The sequence below is a fragment of the Parabacteroides sp. AF14-59 genome (assembly GCF_003479515.1).
Taxonomy (GTDB): Bacteria; Bacteroidota; Bacteroidia; order Bacteroidales; family Tannerellaceae; genus Parabacteroides; species Parabacteroides faecis.
On record NZ_QUHH01000008.1, the window covers coordinates 127,540 to 146,404 of the forward strand.

The 18,865-nt window shown below is 46.2% G+C and carries 19 protein-coding genes and 1 pseudogene; 9 read left to right on the plus strand and 11 right to left on the minus strand.

What is annotated here, in order from left to right; translation table 11 throughout:
• Positions 1-11 precede the first annotated feature (11 nt).
• Complete coding sequence (locus tag DWW23_RS11060) at positions 12-2,120, plus strand: VapE domain-containing protein (protein WP_122353431.1); 2,109 nt, start codon at positions 12-14, stop codon at positions 2,118-2,120.
• A gap of 331 nt (positions 2,121-2,451) precedes the next feature.
• Here the strand turns inward: DWW23_RS11060 and DWW23_RS11065 are convergent, their stop codons facing one another.
• The 3 genes from DWW23_RS11065 to DWW23_RS11075 form a co-directional block, all read right to left on the minus strand.
• On the minus strand, positions 2,452-2,676 hold the full coding sequence (locus DWW23_RS11065) for a DUF4248 domain-containing protein (RefSeq protein ID WP_122353336.1): 225 nt from the start codon (positions 2,674-2,676) through the stop codon (positions 2,452-2,454).
• A gap of 85 nt (positions 2,677-2,761) precedes the next feature.
• Positions 2,762-3,013 carry a hypothetical protein gene (locus DWW23_RS11070; RefSeq protein WP_147382604.1) on the minus strand — a complete coding sequence of 84 codons (252 nt, stop codon included), beginning with the start codon at positions 3,011-3,013 and terminating at the stop codon, positions 2,762-2,764.
• Positions 3,014-3,072: 59 nt separating this feature from the next.
• Entirely contained in the window at positions 3,073-3,282 is a 210-nt protein-coding gene (locus DWW23_RS11075; protein WP_122353338.1) for a hypothetical protein, read from the minus strand.
• Between the two features lie 191 nt (positions 3,283-3,473).
• Between DWW23_RS11075 and DWW23_RS11080 the strand changes: the two genes are divergently transcribed.
• Together DWW23_RS11080 and DWW23_RS11085 are read left to right on the plus strand one after the other, a co-directional pair.
• Positions 3,474-3,926 (plus strand): HU family DNA-binding protein, encoded by a 453-nt coding sequence (locus tag DWW23_RS11080; protein WP_122353339.1) that lies wholly within the window; start codon positions 3,474-3,476, stop codon positions 3,924-3,926.
• A 20-nt stretch (positions 3,927-3,946) separates the two neighbouring features.
• A complete protein-coding gene (locus tag DWW23_RS11085; protein WP_122353340.1) occupies positions 3,947-4,408 on the plus strand; it encodes a glucosaminidase domain-containing protein in 462 nt (153 codons plus the stop codon).
• A gap of 421 nt (positions 4,409-4,829) precedes the next feature.
• Here the strand turns inward: DWW23_RS11085 and DWW23_RS11090 are convergent, their stop codons facing one another.
• Positions 4,830-5,999: a 6-bladed beta-propeller gene (locus DWW23_RS11090; RefSeq protein WP_122353341.1), complete on the minus strand. Its 1,170-nt coding sequence runs from the start codon at positions 5,997-5,999 to the stop codon at positions 4,830-4,832.
• Between the two features lie 107 nt (positions 6,000-6,106).
• A complete protein-coding gene (locus DWW23_RS11095; RefSeq protein ID WP_122353342.1) occupies positions 6,107-8,311 on the minus strand; it encodes a sodium-translocating pyrophosphatase in 2,205 nt (734 codons plus the stop codon).
• Between the two features lie 148 nt (positions 8,312-8,459).
• On the opposite strand from DWW23_RS11095, the gene DWW23_RS11100 reads away from it, so the two are divergent.
• From DWW23_RS11100 to DWW23_RS11110, 3 genes are all read left to right on the plus strand, one after another.
• A complete protein-coding gene (locus tag DWW23_RS11100) occupies positions 8,460-9,299 on the plus strand; it encodes a patatin-like phospholipase family protein (protein WP_122353343.1) in 840 nt (279 codons plus the stop codon).
• 58 nt (positions 9,300-9,357) lie between these two features.
• The gene (locus tag DWW23_RS11105; RefSeq protein ID WP_187576515.1) at positions 9,358-11,052 is read left to right on the plus strand and encodes an alpha-amylase family glycosyl hydrolase; all 1,695 of its coding nucleotides are present in this window, start codon (positions 9,358-9,360) and stop codon (positions 11,050-11,052) included.
• Positions 11,053-11,206: 154 nt separating this feature from the next.
• A complete protein-coding gene (locus DWW23_RS11110) occupies positions 11,207-12,148 on the plus strand; it encodes a ribose-phosphate pyrophosphokinase (RefSeq protein WP_007654670.1) in 942 nt (313 codons plus the stop codon).
• 71 nt (positions 12,149-12,219) lie between these two features.
• Here DWW23_RS11110 and DWW23_RS11115 read toward each other — a convergent pair whose 3' ends face one another.
• The 6 genes and pseudogenes from DWW23_RS11115 to mnmA form a co-directional block, all read right to left on the minus strand.
• Positions 12,220-12,501: a transcriptional regulator gene (locus tag DWW23_RS11115; protein ID WP_122353345.1), complete on the minus strand. Its 282-nt coding sequence runs from the start codon at positions 12,499-12,501 to the stop codon at positions 12,220-12,222.
• Positions 12,486-13,115: a hypothetical protein gene (locus tag DWW23_RS11120; protein ID WP_122353346.1), complete on the minus strand. Its 630-nt coding sequence runs from the start codon at positions 13,113-13,115 to the stop codon at positions 12,486-12,488. Before DWW23_RS11120 ends, DWW23_RS11115 begins: the two co-directional genes overlap by 16 nt.
• A gap of 13 nt (positions 13,116-13,128) precedes the next feature.
• On the minus strand, positions 13,129-13,401 hold the full coding sequence (locus DWW23_RS11125) for a 2TM domain-containing protein (RefSeq protein ID WP_122353347.1): 273 nt from the start codon (positions 13,399-13,401) through the stop codon (positions 13,129-13,131).
• Between the two features lie 431 nt (positions 13,402-13,832).
• Positions 13,833-14,113: pseudogene (locus DWW23_RS11130) on the minus strand (type II toxin-antitoxin system YafQ family toxin).
• Positions 14,110-14,319, minus strand: coding sequence for a hypothetical protein (locus tag DWW23_RS11135; RefSeq protein WP_122353348.1), 210 nt, complete (start codon positions 14,317-14,319; stop codon positions 14,110-14,112). The pseudogene DWW23_RS11130 and the gene DWW23_RS11135 overlap by 4 nt, the downstream one beginning before the upstream one ends.
• A gap of 53 nt (positions 14,320-14,372) precedes the next feature.
• A complete protein-coding gene (gene mnmA / locus DWW23_RS11140) occupies positions 14,373-15,449 on the minus strand; it encodes a tRNA 2-thiouridine(34) synthase MnmA (protein ID WP_122353349.1) in 1,077 nt (358 codons plus the stop codon).
• Between the two features lie 160 nt (positions 15,450-15,609).
• Between mnmA and DWW23_RS11145 the strand changes: the two genes are divergently transcribed.
• The 3 genes from DWW23_RS11145 to DWW23_RS11155 are packed head-to-tail and all read left to right on the plus strand — an operon-like array spanning position 15,610 to position 18,852.
• Positions 15,610-17,643 (plus strand): dihydrofolate reductase, encoded by a 2,034-nt coding sequence (locus DWW23_RS11145; RefSeq protein ID WP_370449258.1) that lies wholly within the window; start codon positions 15,610-15,612, stop codon positions 17,641-17,643.
• 3 nt (positions 17,644-17,646) lie between these two features.
• Positions 17,647-18,330, plus strand: coding sequence for a DNA alkylation repair protein (locus DWW23_RS11150; protein WP_122353351.1), 684 nt, complete (start codon positions 17,647-17,649; stop codon positions 18,328-18,330).
• 57 nt (positions 18,331-18,387) lie between these two features.
• The gene (locus DWW23_RS11155) at positions 18,388-18,852 is read left to right on the plus strand and encodes a Fur family transcriptional regulator (protein WP_075556218.1); all 465 of its coding nucleotides are present in this window, start codon (positions 18,388-18,390) and stop codon (positions 18,850-18,852) included.
• Positions 18,853-18,865: the final 13 nt, after the last annotated feature.

Genomic DNA, 18,865 nt, shown 5'->3' on the forward strand with positions numbered 1-18,865 from the left:
TACAACCTGTTATGATTAAAGTAACATTGTTTGCCAAATTTAAAAACTGTTTGGGCGATATCGCCCTGGTCGATGCCCTCTATGACATCCGCAACGGCAAGTATGCCTCGTCTGTTAACCGTATCCGTGTTTTTATGGACCGGGGAAACCCGGAAGCGGCCGAAAGGCTAAAGAAAGACCTGTACGCCATAACTGTCTCGGCAACCTATCAGAAAAGACGGTTGCCGGAGTATATGACCGGCTATAACCCGCTGATTCTGCTCGATTTTGACGGGGTGAAGAAGGAAGATCTGCCGCGCCTGCTGGCATTGGCGCGTGGGGCATGCTATACGGTGGCCTGCTGGATCAGTCCCCGTGGGCAGGGCATTAAGATCATCGCCTGCCCTGCTGTCAAGCTGGCCTTGACTCCCGATAACCATGTGGCTGTCTATAACCTGGTGAAAGACTGGTACGAGCGTCTGTTGGGCGTGGAGGCCGACAGTTCGGGAAGCGATGCGGGGCGTCTCTGCCTTTTCTCGTATGATCCGGCCCTTTACCTCTCTTCCCGTTTCGAACCCTGGCTGAAAGGAGAGGGGGAACCACCGGCGGACCTGCCGTTGATAGAGCCTGCCGTCGATAAAGATTCCATGCGGCCGATCGCCACTGCCCGCAGACGTACCAACCGCAAGCTGACTTACAGTGAAGGCAACCGTAACAACTATGTCCATCTCTTTGCCTGCCATTGCAACCGGTTGGGAGTGGAAAGGGAAACGGTCGAAAACTATGCGGCGAAATCGTTTACCGGCCTGTCAGTCGAAGAGTGCAGGCTGGCTGTCGGGAGTGCCTATGCGCATACCGACCAGCATGCTGCCGACAAGAAACGGACCGGAGGAAGGGGCAGCTGTGTGGCCCAGATACAGGAGTTTCTGGCTTTGCGTTACAGCCTGCGCCGCAATATTGTGCGCCGTCAGGTCGAATATCGCGAACTCGACGAGCATAAGGCGTACCGTCCGGTTACCGATTATTGGGAGAACTCCGTCTGGTGTGCCTTGCAGAAGGAAGGTGTGCTCTGCTACCTTTCCGACCTGAGGGCGGTGATACATTCCGATTTTAGTCCCGAGTACGATCCGTTCCGTTCTTATTTCGAGCATCTTCCCGCCTGGGACGGGCAGGCCGACCCGATAGCCCGTCTTGCCTCGACAGTCGATACCACTCGCCCCGAATATTGGGAGAAGTGCCTGAAAAAATGGCTCGTTGCCGTTGTCGCCTGTGCCCTCGACGAGCATAAAGAAAACCATACCGTCCTGCTTTTGAGTGGCGGACAGGGGTTGGGTAAGACTACCTGGCTACGCAACCTGGTGCCTCCCCAGCTTCGCCAGTATGTCTATTCGGGCAATATCGACCCTTCGGCAAAAGATTCGTCGTTACTGATGAGCGACTGTTTCCTGATCATCCTCGATGAGCTGTCGGGGCAAAGCAGGGCGGAGTTGAATCGTTTGAAGGCGCTGATCACGAAAGATGCAGTGCACGAACGGCGTCCGTATGCCCGTAATGCGGAGACCTATTCGCGGCGTGCTTCCTTTGCGGCGACAGTTAATGACAGCCAGGTGCTGACCGACCGTACCGGCTCGCGCCGTTTTCTTTGCTTCGAGACTACCCGGATCGACTACTCGGCTTCGGTCGACCATGCCGCTGTCTTTGCGCAGGCACTGGCGTTGTACCGGCAGGGATTCCGTTATTGGTTTGCTGAAAGCGATATTGCCGAGGTGAACGAGAATAACGAGCCTTTCCAGCAGGAATATCCAGAGATCGAGTTGTTCTATACCTATTTCCGCCGACCGACCCGTTTCGAGTTACCCTTGTTGCTTTCCTGCAGTGAGATTCTTACCCGGATAGCCGAAAGAACCCGTTTTACGGTGACCACGGCGGGGGTTAATATGCTGGGGAAAATGTTAAAAAGGGATGGCTTTCTCTGCCGAAAGAAGCATGGGAAGCGCCTCTTCTTAGTCTTCGAATTGAATCACGACCAGGTAGAGGCACGGAGCAAAGGTTTCGGACAGGATGACGGAGATACTGATGAAGGTATTGATAATAAAGATGCAGATTTGGGTTGCAGACCGGACCCGGAGATACCTTTTTAATGTTTGTCGGGGGCACGTGGGGCGCGTAAATCGGATTTCAGCGAACTTCTATAAATAGGTTGCCGGGCGTTGTTGTATTACTGTCCGTATGCAGGTTATTGAAAGTGACCGGAAATCCGATTTACGTGCCCCACGTGCCCCGGAAAGTTCTCTTTCGATGAAACTTCCGGGCTACCGGTAAGGGCGGCTCTTCCCGGCTGCCGCACTCATTTGAAGTCGTAGCCGCATCCGCAAAAAATCGTTGCTGCAGTCGTTGAAAACACTTGCTGCAGCCGTTGGGTATAGCTGCCTTAGCCATTGAAACCGGCTCTTGTACCGGTTTCTTCTTTTTTCAGGGTTCCCCTAAATGTTCGACAATACACTCCACTTGCCGGGGGGTAAAGCTCCTGACTCCCGGATGATATCCCAGCTCGCTCAGTTTCGCTTTCAGTACGCCATGATAATTGATCCACCGCCAAAGTTGCAGAATCGCTGCCCTACGGCTCAGATGAGGGTTGTAAAGCATTGCCAGCTCACCTATCCCATAAGCCCGTATCGTAAAGGTCGTTTGTCCCATATTTAGACTGGTTTTATTCTTCTAATATACGGAAAATCAATGGATAAAACAAATAAATGATAAATAAAAACAGGTTGTTGTATTGTTATTTGTATAATAAACTATGACAAACATCATGAATACGAACAATCTTTGTCCCATCGTATCGTTCATATATTTGATAGGCGAAATGAATATCTTCAAATATATATTCCCGGTATTCTTTATCTATCCAATCCTGATTCAACCTGGCTAATGAGTAGATATACGCATAATTACCCAATGCTTCTAAGGCTTCATAAATCCGGCATATTTTGCGGTTAATAGTAGTTTCATCCAGGGTAATATGATTTTTCATAGCCGCTTCGTAAAAATCGGTAATTTTTGAGTGAACCGATTTGTCGATATAAACGTCCATTATTTATGAAAATCTCTGTGTATTCTTTCCAATAGGAGCCTTTTTGATTCTGCCAATGGAATGCAATTATTAGCCAACTCTTCTTCTGACACAAAAGCTATGTTTTGCTTGTCAAAATGATTATAATTTGACTGATAGTTTACAAGCGGCTCTTGTAAGGAAAAAGAATCATTTTCCGGTTGTTTGTAGTCTGCATTTTCTCTTTTCATAGTTATTCCTAATTACTGATTGTTGTGTGTCGACAAATATATGAATTATTTCTTTTCAACAACATTCTTTTTGCCGTTTTTTGAAAAAAAAACTGTCGCTTCGTTACGCCGTGTCGTCTGTGGCTTCAATCTCCTTTGAGGGCTGTCGTATCTTTGGTATATCATTAATAATCAATTAAAACAGTAAAGTTATGGCAGTTCAATTTCATTTGGTTCTCAGGAAGAACCTCAGTAAGAATGTAGAAGCGGGAAAAGAGAAACTTTTCTATGCTCAGACCCGCTCGACAGGTACATGTACATTTGATGAATTGTGTGAGGCGGTGGCTGAAAGTTCAACAGCTTCGAGTGGTGATGTGAAAGTGGTGATCGACCGTGTGATTCGGTTTCTTCTGATGTTCCTGGCACGTGGGGAAGTGGTGCAGTGCGGCGACCTGGGGACGTTTCAGTTGATACAGACCAGTTCGGGAAGTACTACAACCGAGAATTTTTCCAGCAATTTGTTATACCGTGTCCGCCTTCGTTTCCGTCCCGGAACGAAACTTCGGAACCTGGCGCTGACCACGAAAGGGGAGCGTTTCAAACTGGAAGAGGCCAAACCCTCAGTGCCATCGGAAGGTGGCGGTGACCGTCCTGAAATTGAGTAATATCCGTCAAAGAATAGCGTATGGATAAGCTCTCATTTACAACAAAGTACCTCCCCGCCGCCCGTATGGCGGGCGAGTTGTACGGCCTGAACCCGGTGGTTATCCTGGCGCAGGCAGCTATCGAAAGCGGTTGGGGAGAAAGCAGGCTGTCTGCCTGTTACAATAATTTCTTCGGACTGACCGGCTATGGAGTCGCCAACGCCTACTGGCATGGCGGCAAAACGGATCTCGACAAGCCGGATGGCCTTTTGTTCCGGCGTTATGACCGGGCGGAGAATAGTTTTCTCGATTTTGCCCGCCTGATAGCTTCTGTCTACAAACAGGCAGCAGCCGTCAGCCACTATCCGCAGGCCTATGCCCGTGAGATAGCTTATAGTAAATATATCAGTGAAGTGAACGGGGATAACCGCGAAGCGTATTGCAGGATGCTGGAAAGCATTGCGCGGTCGCTGGTCCCTATCGTGTATAATCTTAATAAATAAAGCGTATGAGTGAGAATGGAAACAGTAACAAGGTGAGAGGGATACTTCAGTTTATAATAGATTTGCTGGGGTTTCTGTTAGGGAGAAAAAAGCAATAGGAAGTGGGGATAGTTCGATATTTGTCAGAAATGAGCTATCCCTTTATCAATGTGACTTCGCCATTACAGGTTCATTTGCCGTCAGTTTTAACTGACGGTTTAGTAAATGATCTATTTCTTTGGACTTTAGTCCCATTTTTAACACACTCTCCATGCTAAGAGAAATGTGGCTAAAGCCAAAAAGAGAAACAACTTGTAATCCGTCAGTTAAAACTGACGGCAAATGAACCTGTAACTAAGCATGCCTTATTGATAACAGATAGCCGATAGACGGATAGACTCCCGTTTTATATATTCGATTGTGAAGCCTAACTGTCAACTGTCTATTGCCTGACCTTCCCGATAAACAGCACATTATTATCATTCTCATTCAGCGATGCTGCCAGCTCCTGAAGTTTCTTTTTATCCTGGCTGGGGCATTTGCCGGAGGCGAGATGCTTTTCTATTTGTTCGGCCAGCTGTCCTGGTTCCAGGTTCTGGATGAAATAGCCACGGTAAAAACTGTGTCCCGGCGATGAGACAGGAAGATTACCGTAGAAGTCGTTTACGAGATTGAAAAAAGAAGATGTATTCTTTTGTTTGTCTATCAGGATATTTCCACCTCCATCCGGTCTGTTATTTCTCCAGTAATAATAGCTGACCATGAAATGGTGGGGTAGTCTGTAATACAGATGAATCGGTTTCTCTTGCGGATTCGGGAATGTCATGGTGAATTCAGGTAACAGACTGTTTCTTAGCGGGTCGTAGACAAAAAGTGTATCTATGCTAGTATGAAAGAAGTCGAAATCATTGCAGTTTCGGTAAGAAAAAATCTCTCCGTCGAAATTGCTGACTATCGTTGTGCCGGTCGCCGGTATCTCTTTTAGAATATTTCCTTCCGTATCTATCTGGAAAGCAAAAGGTTCCCCTTCGTTGAAGGGCATATGCAAGATGGATAAACTTCCATCTTCATTTACCCATATTTTCGGTTTGTTGATTTGTCCGGGAAGTTGGATATCTTTGATCCATTGACCATTTATGTCATACATCATGATTTTTTTACCCACGAAAGGAGTAAAGAAGATATGCCCGTTTTTCTCATCAATACATTCGTCGTAAAGAGTAGCGTCATATTCTCCGGGGCCTCCCCCTATGGAGCCTACATTATGCAGGAATTTACCATTTTTGTCAAATAGTTTGAATACGGCTTGCTCTCTTTGCCGAATACCGATATAATTATCGGTGACATTGATAAACCAAGCTTTGAAATAAGCTTCCTCAGTATTCTCAAAACGAACAATACGGCAATCTTCTATAAAATCGCTGAGAGGAACCTCTATGGTGTCTTTTACGGCTGATAAGTTACATACTGTCAGTTTGTTTCCCGAAGTTTCAACAGTACTGAGACTTCCGTCGTTGGTCTTCATCGCCTTTTGTTTCTGTGTAGAAGGGTTGCAACTTGAAAAACAGGCCAGTAACAAGGCAGCGGATAGGAGTAAAGGAGTTGTTTTCATGTCTGATAGTATTTAAACGGTTGATAATAAACAAAAATACGAATAGCTCGGAATTACGAACTATTCGTATTTGAATATCTCTCTTCGATTATGTTATATTAACTATTTCAGAACAAACTCCATGCTACCGTCAATCCGGCCATTACGATAGCCACCATGCTCATCAATTTGATCAGGATATTGAGGCTCGGTCCGGAAGTATCTTTGAACGGGTCGCCGACAGTATCGCCAACGACAGTCGCTTTGTGAGCTTCACTGCCTTTGCCGCCATGGTTGCCTTCTTCGATATGTTTCTTGGCATTGTCCCAGGCACCGCCGGCATTTGCCATGAAGATAGCCAGGACAAACCCCGTGCTCAACCCGCCGATCAACAACCCGATCACTCCGGTTACCCCGAAGATCAGCCCGGTGACGATCGGAGCGATGATAGCCAGCAACGAAGGTACGATCATTTCATGTTGTGCCCCTTTGGTCGAGATCTCCACGCAACGCGCATAATCGGGTTCCGCTTTCCCTGTCAGGATACCCGGAATTTCGCGGAACTGACGGCGTACTTCTTCCACCATGTGACCCGCGGCACGTCCTACGGCATTCATTGTCAATCCGCAGAACATAAAAGCCATCATCGAACCCAGGAACATGCCCGACAACACTTTCGGGTTCATCAGCGTCACGTCATAATAGACCATGAAATCGGAGAAAGAAGCCTTCGATATCTCCATTGTCCGTCCGTCGGCGAATGAAAGGACAGTCTCTCCCAAACGGAGCAGACCTATTTTGATCTCTTCTATATAAGAAGCCAGCAACGCCAGTCCTGTCAGCGCAGCCGAGCCGATGGCAAAGCCTTTACCTGTAGCGGCCGTGGTATTTCCAAGTGAGTCGAGGGCATCGGTACGTTTGCGCACTTCTTTTCCCAAACCTGACATTTCGGCATTTCCCCCGGCATTGTCGGCGATCGGTCCGTACGCATCGGTTGCCAGCGTGATACCCAATGTTGAAAGCATGCCGACAGCGGCAATACCGATTCCGTAAAGTCCCATGCCGACATTGCTGAAGTCGAATCCGGAAGCAAAGAGGAATGAACAAATGATGCCGACAACAACTGCCAGTACGGGGATGGCGGTAGACATCATCCCCAGCCCCAGTCCCGAGATGATAACGGTTGCCGGTCCGGTCAGACCCGATTCGGATACCCGTTGTGTCGGTTTATACGATTGCGAGGTATAATATTCCGTTGCTTGTCCGATCACGATACCGACCAGCAAGCCGATCACTACCGAACAACTGATCCAGAACCAGTTGTCTAGTCCCAGCGTATATAGTATGCCGAATGTAGAGAGGGCGATCAGTACGGAGCTGAGGTTCGTTCCTGTCGCCAGCGCTTTCAGCAGTTGACGGATAGAAGCATCTTCCTTCGTCCTGACGGCAAAAATACCGAGGATCGAAAGAACGATCCCGACAGCAGCGATCAGCATCGGGGCGATTACGGCCTTGTATTGCATTTCTATATCTCCGGAAGAGACAAAGGCGGCTGCACCCAGGGCGGCGGTCGCCAGTATCGATCCGCAATAAGATTCATACAGGTCGGCTCCCATACCGGCAACGTCACCTACGTTGTCGCCTACGTTATCGGCGATAGTGGCAGGGTTACGCGGGTCGTCTTCCGGGATGCCGGCTTCCACTTTTCCGACGAGGTCGGCACCAACGTCGGCCGCTTTGGTATAGATCCCGCCACCTACACGGGCAAAGAGCGCCTGTGTGGATGCCCCCATTCCGAAGGTAAGCATGGTGGTGGTGATAATGGTCAGTTTATGAGTCGGGTTCAGTGCTTCATCCGGGATAAAAGCATTCAACAGGACATACCAGAAAGAGATGTCGAGCAGTCCGAGCCCCACAACCACCAGCCCCATGACGGCGCCGCTGCGGAAGGCTACCTGCAATCCCTTATTCAGAGATGAACGGGCGGCATTGGCGGTACGGGCAGAGGCATAAGTGGCAGTCTTCATCCCCAGGAATCCCGCCAGTCCTGAGAAGAAACCGCCGGTCAGGAAGGCGATGGGAACCCATTCGTTCTGCACACCGAAACCATAAGCCATTATGGAAAACAGGATAACCAATACAAGGAAGACCGATGCCACTACCTTGTACTGTTGCTTCAGGTACGACATCGCACCTTCACGCACATAAGAAGCGATCTTTGCCATCGTTTCCGTTCCTTCACTCTCTTTCATCATTTGCCGGAAGAAGAACCAGGCAAATACCAGCGCCAGAACCGACGCCACGGGTACAATCCAGAAAATACTAGTTATCATAGTCGTTCGATTTAAAGTGATTCAAGACCTTATTTTGTCTCCCGTAAATGTAACGAAAATAAAGAAGTGGAGAAACTTTTTCGTAAATAATAATGTTTCATTCTAAAAAAAACAGCATATTTGTCACGTTAAAGAGAGAAAACATACAATGACGCAAGAATCGAACCATAAGACCTATAAACTGGGATTGGCCTTAAGCGGAGGAGGCGCGAAAGGTTTTGCACACCTGGGAGTATTCAAATTACTGGAGGAGTGCGGGCTGATGCCGGATGTCATCGTCGGGACGAGTGTCGGGTCGTTGATGGGGACTTTGTTTGCCGACGGTTATTCGGCGGATGAGTTGAAAGAACTCTTTACCGGCCGTGAATTCTCCGAATTCGCACAGCTTCAGCTTCCCAAATCCGGATTGTTTGACAGTAAACGTTTCCGGTATTTTTTGAAACGCCATTTGAGAGCCAAGACATTTGAGGAGCTGAAGATCCCTATGATAGTGGTTGCGACCGATCTCGATAACGGCGAAAGCCATGAGTTTAAGAGCGGGCCTATCGTGGAGGCAGTGACTGCTTCGTGCAGTATCCCGATCATTTTCAGCCCGGTGGTCATCAACGGAGTGCATTATGTGGATGGCGGGTTGTTCCATAATTTCCCGGTATCTATTATCCGCGATATGTGCGAGAGGGTGATCGGGGTGAACGTCAGCCCGCTTGTTCCCCAAAAATACAAGCAAACGATCTTTCATATTGCAGAGCGTTCCTACCATTATATGTTCCGGGCGAATACGCTGGAAGACCGGGAGATGTGCGACGTGCTGATCGAGGCGGAAGAATTCGGCATGTATAAGACCTTTGATCTGGAGAATGTGGAACAGATTGCGCGTATCGGTTACGATGCGGCGATCCGGGCATTCGAACTGGTGATACAAGAGAATAAATATGAAACCCTGGTGAAAGCGATTATGGCACGAAAGAACAATATACTCATGCCATAGCTTTGTCCGGCACTGGTCCGGGCAACTTTTACCGATAATTTTTAAAGTGGATAAAGCGATGAAACAAATGGATAAGATGGTCATTTATCAGGTATTTCCCCGTTGGTTCGGAAATTTGAGATCTTCGTTGGTAAAGAACGGCAGTAAGGAAGAAAACGGAGTAGGTAAGTTCTCCGCCTTTTCGTCGACGGCACTGGCTAAGATCAAGGAGTTGGGTACTACGCATATCTGGTATACCGGAGTGATAGAACATGCCACCCAGACTGATTATACCGCTTATCAGATACGTAAGGATCATGCGGACGTGGTGAAGGGTAAAGCCGGTTCGCCTTATGCTATAAAAGATTATTATGATATAGATCCCGACCTGGCTGAAAAGGTGCCGAACCGGATGAAAGAGTTTGAAGCGCTGGTGAAACGTACACACGAGGCCGGATTGAAGGTGATCATTGATTTTGTGCCTAACCACGTGGCACGCGAGTATCATTCGGATGCGCGTATGTCGTATGTGGAAGACCTGGGCCAGCATGATAATACGACGAAAGGATTCGACCGCAATAATAATTTCTATTATATCCCCGGATGTCCGTTACACCTCTCGTTTGCCGATTCGCATGGTGATTATGACTATAGCGAGTTCCCGGCAAAAGTAACCGGAAATGACTGTTTCAGTCCTTCCCCCGGAAAGAACGACTGGTATGAGACAGTCAAACTCAACTATGGTGTGGATTATGTGAACGGGCGGATCGGTCATTTCGACCCGATTCCGAATACCTGGACGAAGATGCTGGATATCCTGCTGTACTGGGCGGATAAAGGTGTGGACGGTTTCCGTTGCGATATGGCGGAAATGGTGCCTGTGGAATTTTGGAACTGGGTGATCCCGAGGGTGAAAGAAAAACATAATGTGTGCTTTATAGCCGAGGTTTATAACCCGGCGGAGTACCGTAACTATATTTTTAACGGTCATTTTGATTATCTCTATGACAAAGTAGGCTTGTACGATACGGTGCGCGCAGTTATGTGTAACCAGTCTCCGGCAAGTAATATCTCTTACACCTGGCAAGGATTGGAGGGTATCCAGTCGCATATGCTGAATTTCCTGGAAAACCATGACGAGCAGCGTGTTGCTTCTTATTTCTTTGCAGGCGATGCCCGTCCGGGTATTCCCGGTATGATCGTATCGGCGATGATGAATACGAATCCGGTCATGATCTACAGCGGTCAGGAACTGGGCGAACCGGGCATGGACGAGGAAGGGTTCAGCGGCCGCGACGGTCGTACGACGATATTCGATTACTGGAGCGTCGATAGCTTGCGTAAATGGATCAACGACTGGAAGTTCGACGGCGCCGGGTTAACGGCCGAACAGCGTGCCCTGCGCGAAAAGTATGCTAAGATACTGAATGTGGCAAAGACGGAACAGGCGATTACACAGGGGGCTTTCTTCGACCTGATGTATGCCAATTCGAGGAATCCGTATTTCAATACGCACCGGCAGTATGCCTTTATGCGTAAATTCCGTAATGAAGTCGTACTGATTGTCGTTAATTTCGACAAGAACGAACAGACCGTACGGGTGAAGATCCCTACGGAAGCTTTTCAAACATTGGGATTTGACGATAACAAAGCGGCTGTACAGACCGATTTGCTGACGGGAGAGACTTGTGTCAGTACGTTGACGACGGCTTGTCCGTACCAGCTGGTTCTGCCGGCCTATTCCGGTAGAATACTGCGTTTTACGTATAAATGATAAACATGATATCGAGAGATAAAAAGTAATAGGGGCAGGCACAACTTGCCCTTATTGTTGAAAGTTTTCCGAAGATAAAGGGATTATTGCAAATAAGTTTTGTACTTTTGCACCACAATTCAAATCTATTTACTTAAGATAAATATTCGGAATAATGAGTGCACAAACTCCTTTCTTGGTGTTTTCGGGAACCAACTCCCGGTATCTTGCAGAGAAAATTTGCAATAGTCTTGGTTGTCCTCTGGGACAGATGAACATTCAACATTTTGCTGACGGAGAATTTTCAGTTTCTTATGAAGAATCTATCCGTGGCCGCGATGTGTTCCTGGTTCAATCGACATTTCCTAATTCGGATAATCTGATGGAATTGCTCCTGATGATTGACGCTGCTAAACGTGCTTCCGCACACTCTGTAATTGCTGTAGTTCCTTATTTTGGTTGGGCCCGTCAGGACAGAAAGGATAAACCCCGTGTATCTATCGGTGCGAAACTGATCGCCGATATGTTGAGCACTGCCGGTATTGACCGTCTGATCACGATGGATTTGCATGCAGACCAGATCCAGGGATTCTTCAATGTTCCTGTCGATCACTTGTATGCTTCTTCTATCTTCCTGGATTATATCAAGGGCGAACTGCCTTTGGATAACTTGTGTATCGCTACTCCTGATGTAGGTGGTACGAAACGCGCCAGCAGCTATTCCAAATATCTGGGATTGCCGATGGTTATTTGTCATAAGTCACGTCTGCGTGCCAATGAAGTTGCAGAAATGCGTATCATCGGTGATGTAGAAGGTCTGGATGTCCTGTTGGTAGACGACATGGTCGATACAGCCGGTACGATCACGAAAGCTGCTAACCTGATGATAGAAAATGGTGCTAAGTCGGTACGTGCGATTGCCAGTCATGCTGTCATGTCTGACCCGGCTTCTACCCGTGTAGACCAGTCTGCATTGACGGAAATGATCTTTACGGATTCTATTCCTTACGCAAAGAAATGCGAGAAGGTGAAAGTTTTGTCTGTTGCCGATATGTTTGCCGAAGCGATCCGTCGTGTTTGCAGTGGCGAATCTATCAGTTCTTTATATGCTATTTAATTAGCAGGATTAATGATATAAAAAGGCTGCCGTCTGTTGATGGCAGCCTTTTTTATGTTTGATCCTTGGGGTTATCCGATGTAACCTTTCAAGGCGTTTACGTAATTCTCGAATGCCTGCCGTCCTGTAGGTGTTATCCGGCAGGTCGTACGGGGTTTCTTTCCGACAAAGCTCTTTTCTACTTCTATATAACCGGCTTCGCTCAGTTTGTCTATCTGCACACTCAGGTTCCCCGCCGTAGCCTGTGTCTTTTCTTTCAAATAGACGAATTCAGCCTCCTCGACCGAAAGGAGGATAGACATCACGGCAAGCCGTAATTGTGAATGAAGTAACGGATCTAGTTCTTTAAACATTGCTTTTTGGCTTTATTGTTGACGATATGTCCGGGAATAATCATCATAAACACGAACGATAAACCGAAGTAAAGATACCATAAAGTTGTCGCTTTTTCGCCAATCATCAGCATGGTAAGCATATAGATTGCGATAATAAAAGCGATCTGAGGTGTATATGTCATCCAGCGCTCCTGTATGATAATGCCGGTAATGGAAACGCCAATTCCGCAATAAATCAAAGAGAGCGGTAACATCAGAATAAAGTCGATATACCGGGCGAAACTAAATTCGATGATACCGATCGTCAGAAAAGTAACGATGAACATCCAGCCCATTACCTGCCATACCTTTGAGATGACTTTGTCGGTGTAAGTCACTACTTTAGGAGGTCTTTGTCTTTGTCTGTAAGACATTATCGGCCATATAACGAACATCAACATCCATCCCCAACTCCATATAAAGTTGTGTGTAAGACTAATTAGTACAAATAAAACGATCGATAGGGCCGTTGTGAAATAGCCATATATTAGCATGATATTCCCTTGTCCAATCTCCATGTTCTTTTTACTGGAGTTTATCATTTGAGTGATGAGCGCTAGACTCTCTTTCTCGTTCAATTTTTTGTCTTCCATGATTTTATATGTTTTATTGTTGTTTGTAACAGGTTGATTTTACATTAATGTCATTTGTCGGACAGTCTTCTTCTCGCTCTTCTTTGATCATGTAATGACAAACTATCTCCAATATCAGATTGATGCCCCAGCCGGCAATTACCCATAGAACCCACCAGTAATGTGGGGTTGTGACATAATTTACTACAGCCAGAAAACTGCATATAACGATATAGCGGAGGATGTTCATCTTCAGCTGTGCTGGAAATGAATTGTTTTTCTTGTTTGAGTTTACTGTTGCTTCCATTGTTGTTCCCTCTTTAATTGTTGTTTGTAAAATGGTTTATATTATAAACCATATATAGATTAAAAAAGTGCAAGGAGCTGCGCATATCTCACTTGCACTTTGCAAATATAAAATGGTTTATAATATAAACCAAATAAAAGTAAGGAAAAATGAACCGATTAGATATAAATTTATTTTTCCATTCTGTCTGATTAGATTTATATGCTATACTAAATGGATTTACAATGGCGGGAAATCAGTGGTTGATAACTATCAACCGAACGGCCGATAATTATTAACCATGCGGTTGACGGTTATCGACCGTATGGCTGACAATTATCGGCCGTTAAAAACTACAGGAATAAATGAGGAAAGTTAAGGAGAAACTTCCTGTTTAGTAGTGATTTAGGTGATAAAAGGGTGCATGGTATGTGGGTGTACTCTTTTATTATCTAAAATAGATCGGCATGAGAACCTGTATCTGTAAATAAAAGTATTAATTCTGTATTGTTTTGGTCCCATACCAACAACCAGTCCGATTGAATATGACATTCCCACAGGCCTTCGTATTTGCCACTTAATTTGTGTGGACGATATTCTGCAGGGAGAGTTCCGGTCGTTTCAAGAAGTTTGGATACTTTTTCGAATATGGAAATATTGTATCCTCTTTTTCACAGAGTTTCAAATCTTTTTTGAATTTGCCTGTATAGTTGAGTGTGTATTTCTTGTTCATCCGAAAATTTGTTTCATCATATCCTCCGTGCTTTCAGCATGATATATTCTTCCTGCTTTCACATCTTCCAAAGCCTCGTCCAATCCACATTTCTTTTCTTTGCGGATTTTGACGCTTCCTCCCATGCTTTTTACCAGTTTACGTATAGCAGATACGTATTTTTCGGGAATGGAGATTTCGAATGTTTTTAAAGTTGTTGTTTCCATAGTTGTTTATATTATAGTCTGATACAAAGATAGGTATAATTATTGACAAAGGTTTATTTATCTTCGTCGATTATCATACCGCTACCCAGACAGAGATGATGGTTTTTGTCGTAGACAACACCGTACTGGCCGGGGGCGATTCCCTGTATTTTGTTCTCGGACTCGATGCGATATAAATCTCCGATACGGCGGATACGTCCCGGGGTAAAGTCCGGTGTATGGCGGATTTTGAAGGTGATCTCCTTCTCGTCGGTAAACTCTCCCCACGGGTCTTCGGTGATGAAGTCGAAACCGTGCAGGTTGATCGTTTTGCCGTATTGTGTTTCCGGGTCGTAACCGTTGGAGACGTAGATGATATTACGTTTGATATCTTTTTTGATAACGAACCAGGGACCGCCGCTCAATCCGAGACCTTTGCGTTGCCCGATCGTGTGAAACCAGTAGCCGTTGTGTTTGCCTAAGACTTTACCCGTTTCCAGTTCGACGATCTTGCCGACACGTTTTCCCAGGTAACGTTCGATAAAGTCATTATAGTTGATCTTGCCGAGGAAACAGATACCCTGGCTGTCCTTACGCATGGCGCTGGGTAGCTTCTGTTCGGCAGCGATGGCGCGTACTTCGGATTTCATCAGGTGCCCGATCGGAAACATCAGCTTCTGGATTTGCAGACGGGTGATCTGTCCGAGGAAGTCGGTCTGGTCCTTTACCGGGTCTTTAGCGGTAGAAAGCCATACTTTGCCGTCTATCTCGGTCGTTGTGGCGTAATGGCCGGTTGCGATCTTGTCGAAGTCTTTTCCCCATTTCTCTTCGAAGCAGCCGAACTTGATAAATTTGTTGCACATCATGTCCGGGTTGGGAGTGAGGCCGCGCTTCACCGAGTCGATCGTGTAGCTGACAACCTTGTCCCAATATTCGTCATGCAGGGATACCACTTCGAAGCGGCAACCGTATTTACGTGCTATATAAGATGTTATTTCTATGTCTTCTTCGGCAGGACAGTCGATATATCCGTCTTTATCTTCCATACCGATACGGATATAGAAGATGGTAGGATCGTATCCTGCCTCCTTCAACTGATGGACAACTACAGAGCTGTCCACACCTCCTGATACTAATGCTGCTATTTCCATTCTTTCTAAATATATCGGCTACAAAGGTACAAAATATTAGGGTGATATTCCTATGGCTTCGATTTATTCGTTACCTTTGCAGGAGAGCCTTTCGTTGTAATACTTCAGAAAAAACAAAAGAGTTATTATAAATAATATGAGAAATACAATAGTATCGCTTATGACAGCAATGGCATTGACTGCTTGTGCTGGTCCGAAAGAAAATAAAGGACAGGCACCGCAGGGGGATTTTAATTATGTGGTAGACCAGTTCGCCGACCTGCAGATTCTTCGTTATCAGGTTCCCGGATTCGAGTCTCTTTCATTGAAACAAAAACAGTTATTATATCATTTGTCGCAGGCTGCGCTGATGGGCCGCGATATATTCTTTGATCAGAATTGTCGCTATAACCTGCCGATCCGTCGCACACTGGAGACGATTTATACAACGTATAAAGGAAACCGGGAAGATGCGCAGTTCAAGGCGCTGGAGACTTACCTGAAACGGGTGTGGTTTTCAAGCGGCATCCATCATCATTATGCAGAGGATAAGTTTGTTCCCGGATTTACACCTGAGTTTTTTAAGAGTTGTCTGGAACAGGTAGACGTGACCAACCTCCCTTTACGTGAAGGGCAGACACTGGAGCAGTTTGTCGCTGAGATATCTCCGGTGATCTTTGATCCGTCCGTATTGGCGAAACGTACCGTGCAGAGCGGTGATCAGGATCTGATTCTGGCATCCGCCAATAATTACTATGGCGGAGGTGTTACCGAGAAAGAGGTGGAAGGCTTTTATTCTGCCATGAAAGCGGGAAAAGATACTATCACCCCGATTTCTTACGGTCTGAACAGCCGTTTGGTGAAAGAGAACGGAAAGATCGTTGAGAAAGTATGGAAAGTCGGCGGCCTTTATTCGGCAGCCATCGAACAGATAGTCGGCGAGTTGCAGAAAGCCGTGCCTTTTGCCGAGAACGATACACAGAAAGCGATCATTGAAAAACTGATCGAATACTATCAGACGGGCGATCTGAAAACGTTCGATGCTTATTCCATCCTTTGGGTAGAAGATACGACATCCGATGTGGACTTTGTAAACGGTTTTATCGAAACCTACGGCGATCCGCTGGGAATGAAGGCTAGTTGGGAATCTACCGTGAACTTTATCAACAAGGAAGCGACAAAGCGTACAAAGATTATCAGCGATAACGCACAATGGTTTGAAGACCATTCCCCGGTAGACAAACGTTTCAAAAAAGAAAAGGTGAAAGGGGTAAGTGCCAAGGTGATTACCATCGCTATGCTGGGAGGCGATTGTTATCCGGCAACTCCGATCGGCATCAATCTGCCGAATGCAGACTGGATACGCCGCGACCACGGTTCGAAATCAGTTACTATCGAGAATATAACGGAAGCCTACGATAAGGCTTCGCAAGGCAATGGTTTTAGCGAAGAGTTCGTTTGGAGTGACGTTGAACGTGAGGCGTTGAAGAAATACGGATTTATCACGGATAATTTACATACGGATTTACACGAATGTCTGGGACATGGTTCCGGTAAACTGTTGCCGGATACGGAATCCGGAGCCTTGAAAGCGTACGATTCTACACTCGAAGAAGCTCGTGCCGACCTGTTCGGACTGTATTATCTGGGTGATCCGAAATTAGTGGAATTAGGTTTGGTGCCGGATGCAGAAGCATATAAGGCAGAGTATTATAAGTATATTATGAATGGCCTGATGACACAACTTGTCCGTATCGAAGCCGGTAAGAATGTGGAAGAAGCCCACATGCGTAACCGTCAGTTGATTGCCCAATGGGCCTACGAGAACGGTAAAGCCGATAATGTGATCGAATATAAGAAACGTGACGGTAAAACATACGTAGTTGTAAACGATTACGAAAAACTCCGTAATCTCTTCGGTACGTTACTGGCTGAAGTACAGCGAATCAAGAGCGAAGGCGATTTTGCAGCCGGAAAGAAACTGGTGGAAGATTATGGCGTAAAAGTAGACCAGACATTACACGACGAGGTGCTTGCCCGTTATGCCAAACTGAACCTGGCTCCTTACAAAGGTTTTGTGAACCCGATTATGAAAGAGGTGAAGAACGATAACGGAGAAGTGACCGATATCGTCCTCGATTATACCGAAGGTTACACGGACCAGATGCTCCGCTACAGTAACGATTATTCATTCCTCCCATCTTACAACGACTAAGCTATGTTGCAGGACCAATTAAAAGAAATAAGAACCCAGCTCCGCATGGCGATGAATGGCGTTACATCCACCAGCATGCGCGAGAAGGGGATAATTTATAAACTGAACTTCGGCGTACCTCTGCCCGAAATAAAGCAGATTGCCGCTACGCACGAACCCGGTTCGGAGCTGGCAGCTGCTCTGTGGAAAGAAGACATCCGTGAGTTCAAGATACTGGCATCCATGTTGCAGCCTGCGGATGATTTTCCTTTCGATCAGGCAAAGCAATGGGTGAAAGAAATACCCTATCTGGAAATCGCGGAACAATGCAGCCGTAATCTGTTTTGCAAGTTGCCTTATGTAGATAACCTTCTTCTGGGATTAATCTTCAATGTGGAAGACGAGTATGCTCGTACGGTGGCCTACCTGATTTGGGCGGAACTGTTCAAGGAGGGGAAAACTGTGGTTGCACCGGTAAGAGCTGCATTCATAGTGGAATGTATGCGTTCGATTGCCTGGCCCGACTTCGGCGCTACCTGGAAAGAGAAGCAGGCAGCTGTAAAAGCAATGAAATTTTACGGTCGCCAGTCTGCCGATCATGCCCGGCAAATGTTAAGTGGTTTCGATGAGTTTCCGGAGTTCATGGAGACGCCGGAAGGACAGGAAATATATAATGATTTAAAATTTGAATTTGAATATTATAGCTAAGGCTTTGCGTTTAAAATAAATGCGCTAACTTTGTCGGTCGCGTAGAGTCGCAACGAAATGGATGAAAAGAAGTACATAGAGATGAAGCAGTCGTTTACGGAGTATCTGACTGAGAAAAAACTACGAAAGACGGAGGAAAGATATGCTATATTTGAATGCATATGTCGTTTCTCGGGTCATTTCGACATGTACTCACTCCAGGAAAAACTGGAAGAGACGAACTTCCATGTGAGCAAGGCAACGCTTTACAATACGCTGGACGTGCTGGAAGACGGTGGCCTGATCGTGCGGCATCAACTCAACGCCCAATCGGTTCAATACGAACTCCGGGCTTTGGCGGAAACGCATCTTCATCTGATTTGTATGAAGTGCGGGGCGATCCGGGAAATGAAAGACAGTATGCTGAAAAAGGATGTCAACAATCTGAAGATATCCCGTTTCACACCTGAGTTTCATGCGTTGTATATTTATGGGATATGCAGTAAATGCAAGTTCAAGCTTCAGCAGAAGAATGGTAAATAAGAATATTAATAGT

Excerpts from the sequence above, each read along its gene's own strand:
- DWW23_RS11115 (WP_122353345.1), bottom strand. The coding sequence starts at position 12,501 with ATGTTTAAAGAACTAGATCCGTTACTTCATTCACAATTACGGCTTGCC.
- DWW23_RS11145 (WP_370449258.1), top strand. The coding sequence starts at position 15,610 with ATGACAGCAATGGCATTGACTGCTTGTGCTGGTCCGAAAGAAAATAAA.
- DWW23_RS11110 (WP_007654670.1), top strand. The coding sequence starts at position 11,207 with ATGAGTGCACAAACTCCTTTCTTGGTGTTTTCGGGAACCAACTCCCGG.
- DWW23_RS11065 (WP_122353336.1), bottom strand. The coding sequence starts at position 2,676 with ATGGGACAAACGACCTTTACGATACGGGCTTATGGGATAGGTGAGCTG.
- DWW23_RS11135 (WP_122353348.1), bottom strand. The coding sequence starts at position 14,319 with ATGGAAACAACAACTTTAAAAACATTCGAAATCTCCATTCCCGAAAAA.
- DWW23_RS11075 (WP_122353338.1), bottom strand. The coding sequence starts at position 3,282 with ATGAAAAGAGAAAATGCAGACTACAAACAACCGGAAAATGATTCTTTT.
- DWW23_RS11120 (WP_122353346.1), bottom strand. The coding sequence starts at position 13,115 with ATGGAAGACAAAAAATTGAACGAGAAAGAGAGTCTAGCGCTCATCACT.
- DWW23_RS11080 (WP_122353339.1), top strand. The coding sequence starts at position 3,474 with ATGGCAGTTCAATTTCATTTGGTTCTCAGGAAGAACCTCAGTAAGAAT.
- DWW23_RS11085 (WP_122353340.1), top strand. The coding sequence starts at position 3,947 with ATGGATAAGCTCTCATTTACAACAAAGTACCTCCCCGCCGCCCGTATG.
- DWW23_RS11095 (WP_122353342.1), bottom strand. The coding sequence starts at position 8,311 with ATGATAACTAGTATTTTCTGGATTGTACCCGTGGCGTCGGTTCTGGCG.
- DWW23_RS11125 (WP_122353347.1), bottom strand. The coding sequence starts at position 13,401 with ATGGAAGCAACAGTAAACTCAAACAAGAAAAACAATTCATTTCCAGCA.
- DWW23_RS11150 (WP_122353351.1), top strand. The coding sequence starts at position 17,647 with ATGTTGCAGGACCAATTAAAAGAAATAAGAACCCAGCTCCGCATGGCG.
- mnmA (WP_122353349.1), bottom strand. The coding sequence starts at position 15,449 with ATGGAAATAGCAGCATTAGTATCAGGAGGTGTGGACAGCTCTGTAGTT.
- DWW23_RS11090 (WP_122353341.1), bottom strand. The coding sequence starts at position 5,999 with ATGAAAACAACTCCTTTACTCCTATCCGCTGCCTTGTTACTGGCCTGT.
- DWW23_RS11105 (WP_187576515.1), top strand. The coding sequence starts at position 9,358 with ATGAAACAAATGGATAAGATGGTCATTTATCAGGTATTTCCCCGTTGG.
- DWW23_RS11060 (WP_122353431.1), top strand. The coding sequence starts at position 12 with ATGATTAAAGTAACATTGTTTGCCAAATTTAAAAACTGTTTGGGCGAT.
- DWW23_RS11155 (WP_075556218.1), top strand. The coding sequence starts at position 18,388 with ATGGATGAAAAGAAGTACATAGAGATGAAGCAGTCGTTTACGGAGTAT.
- DWW23_RS11070 (WP_147382604.1), bottom strand. The coding sequence starts at position 3,013 with ATGAAAAATCATATTACCCTGGATGAAACTACTATTAACCGCAAAATA.
- DWW23_RS11100 (WP_122353343.1), top strand. The coding sequence starts at position 8,460 with ATGACGCAAGAATCGAACCATAAGACCTATAAACTGGGATTGGCCTTA.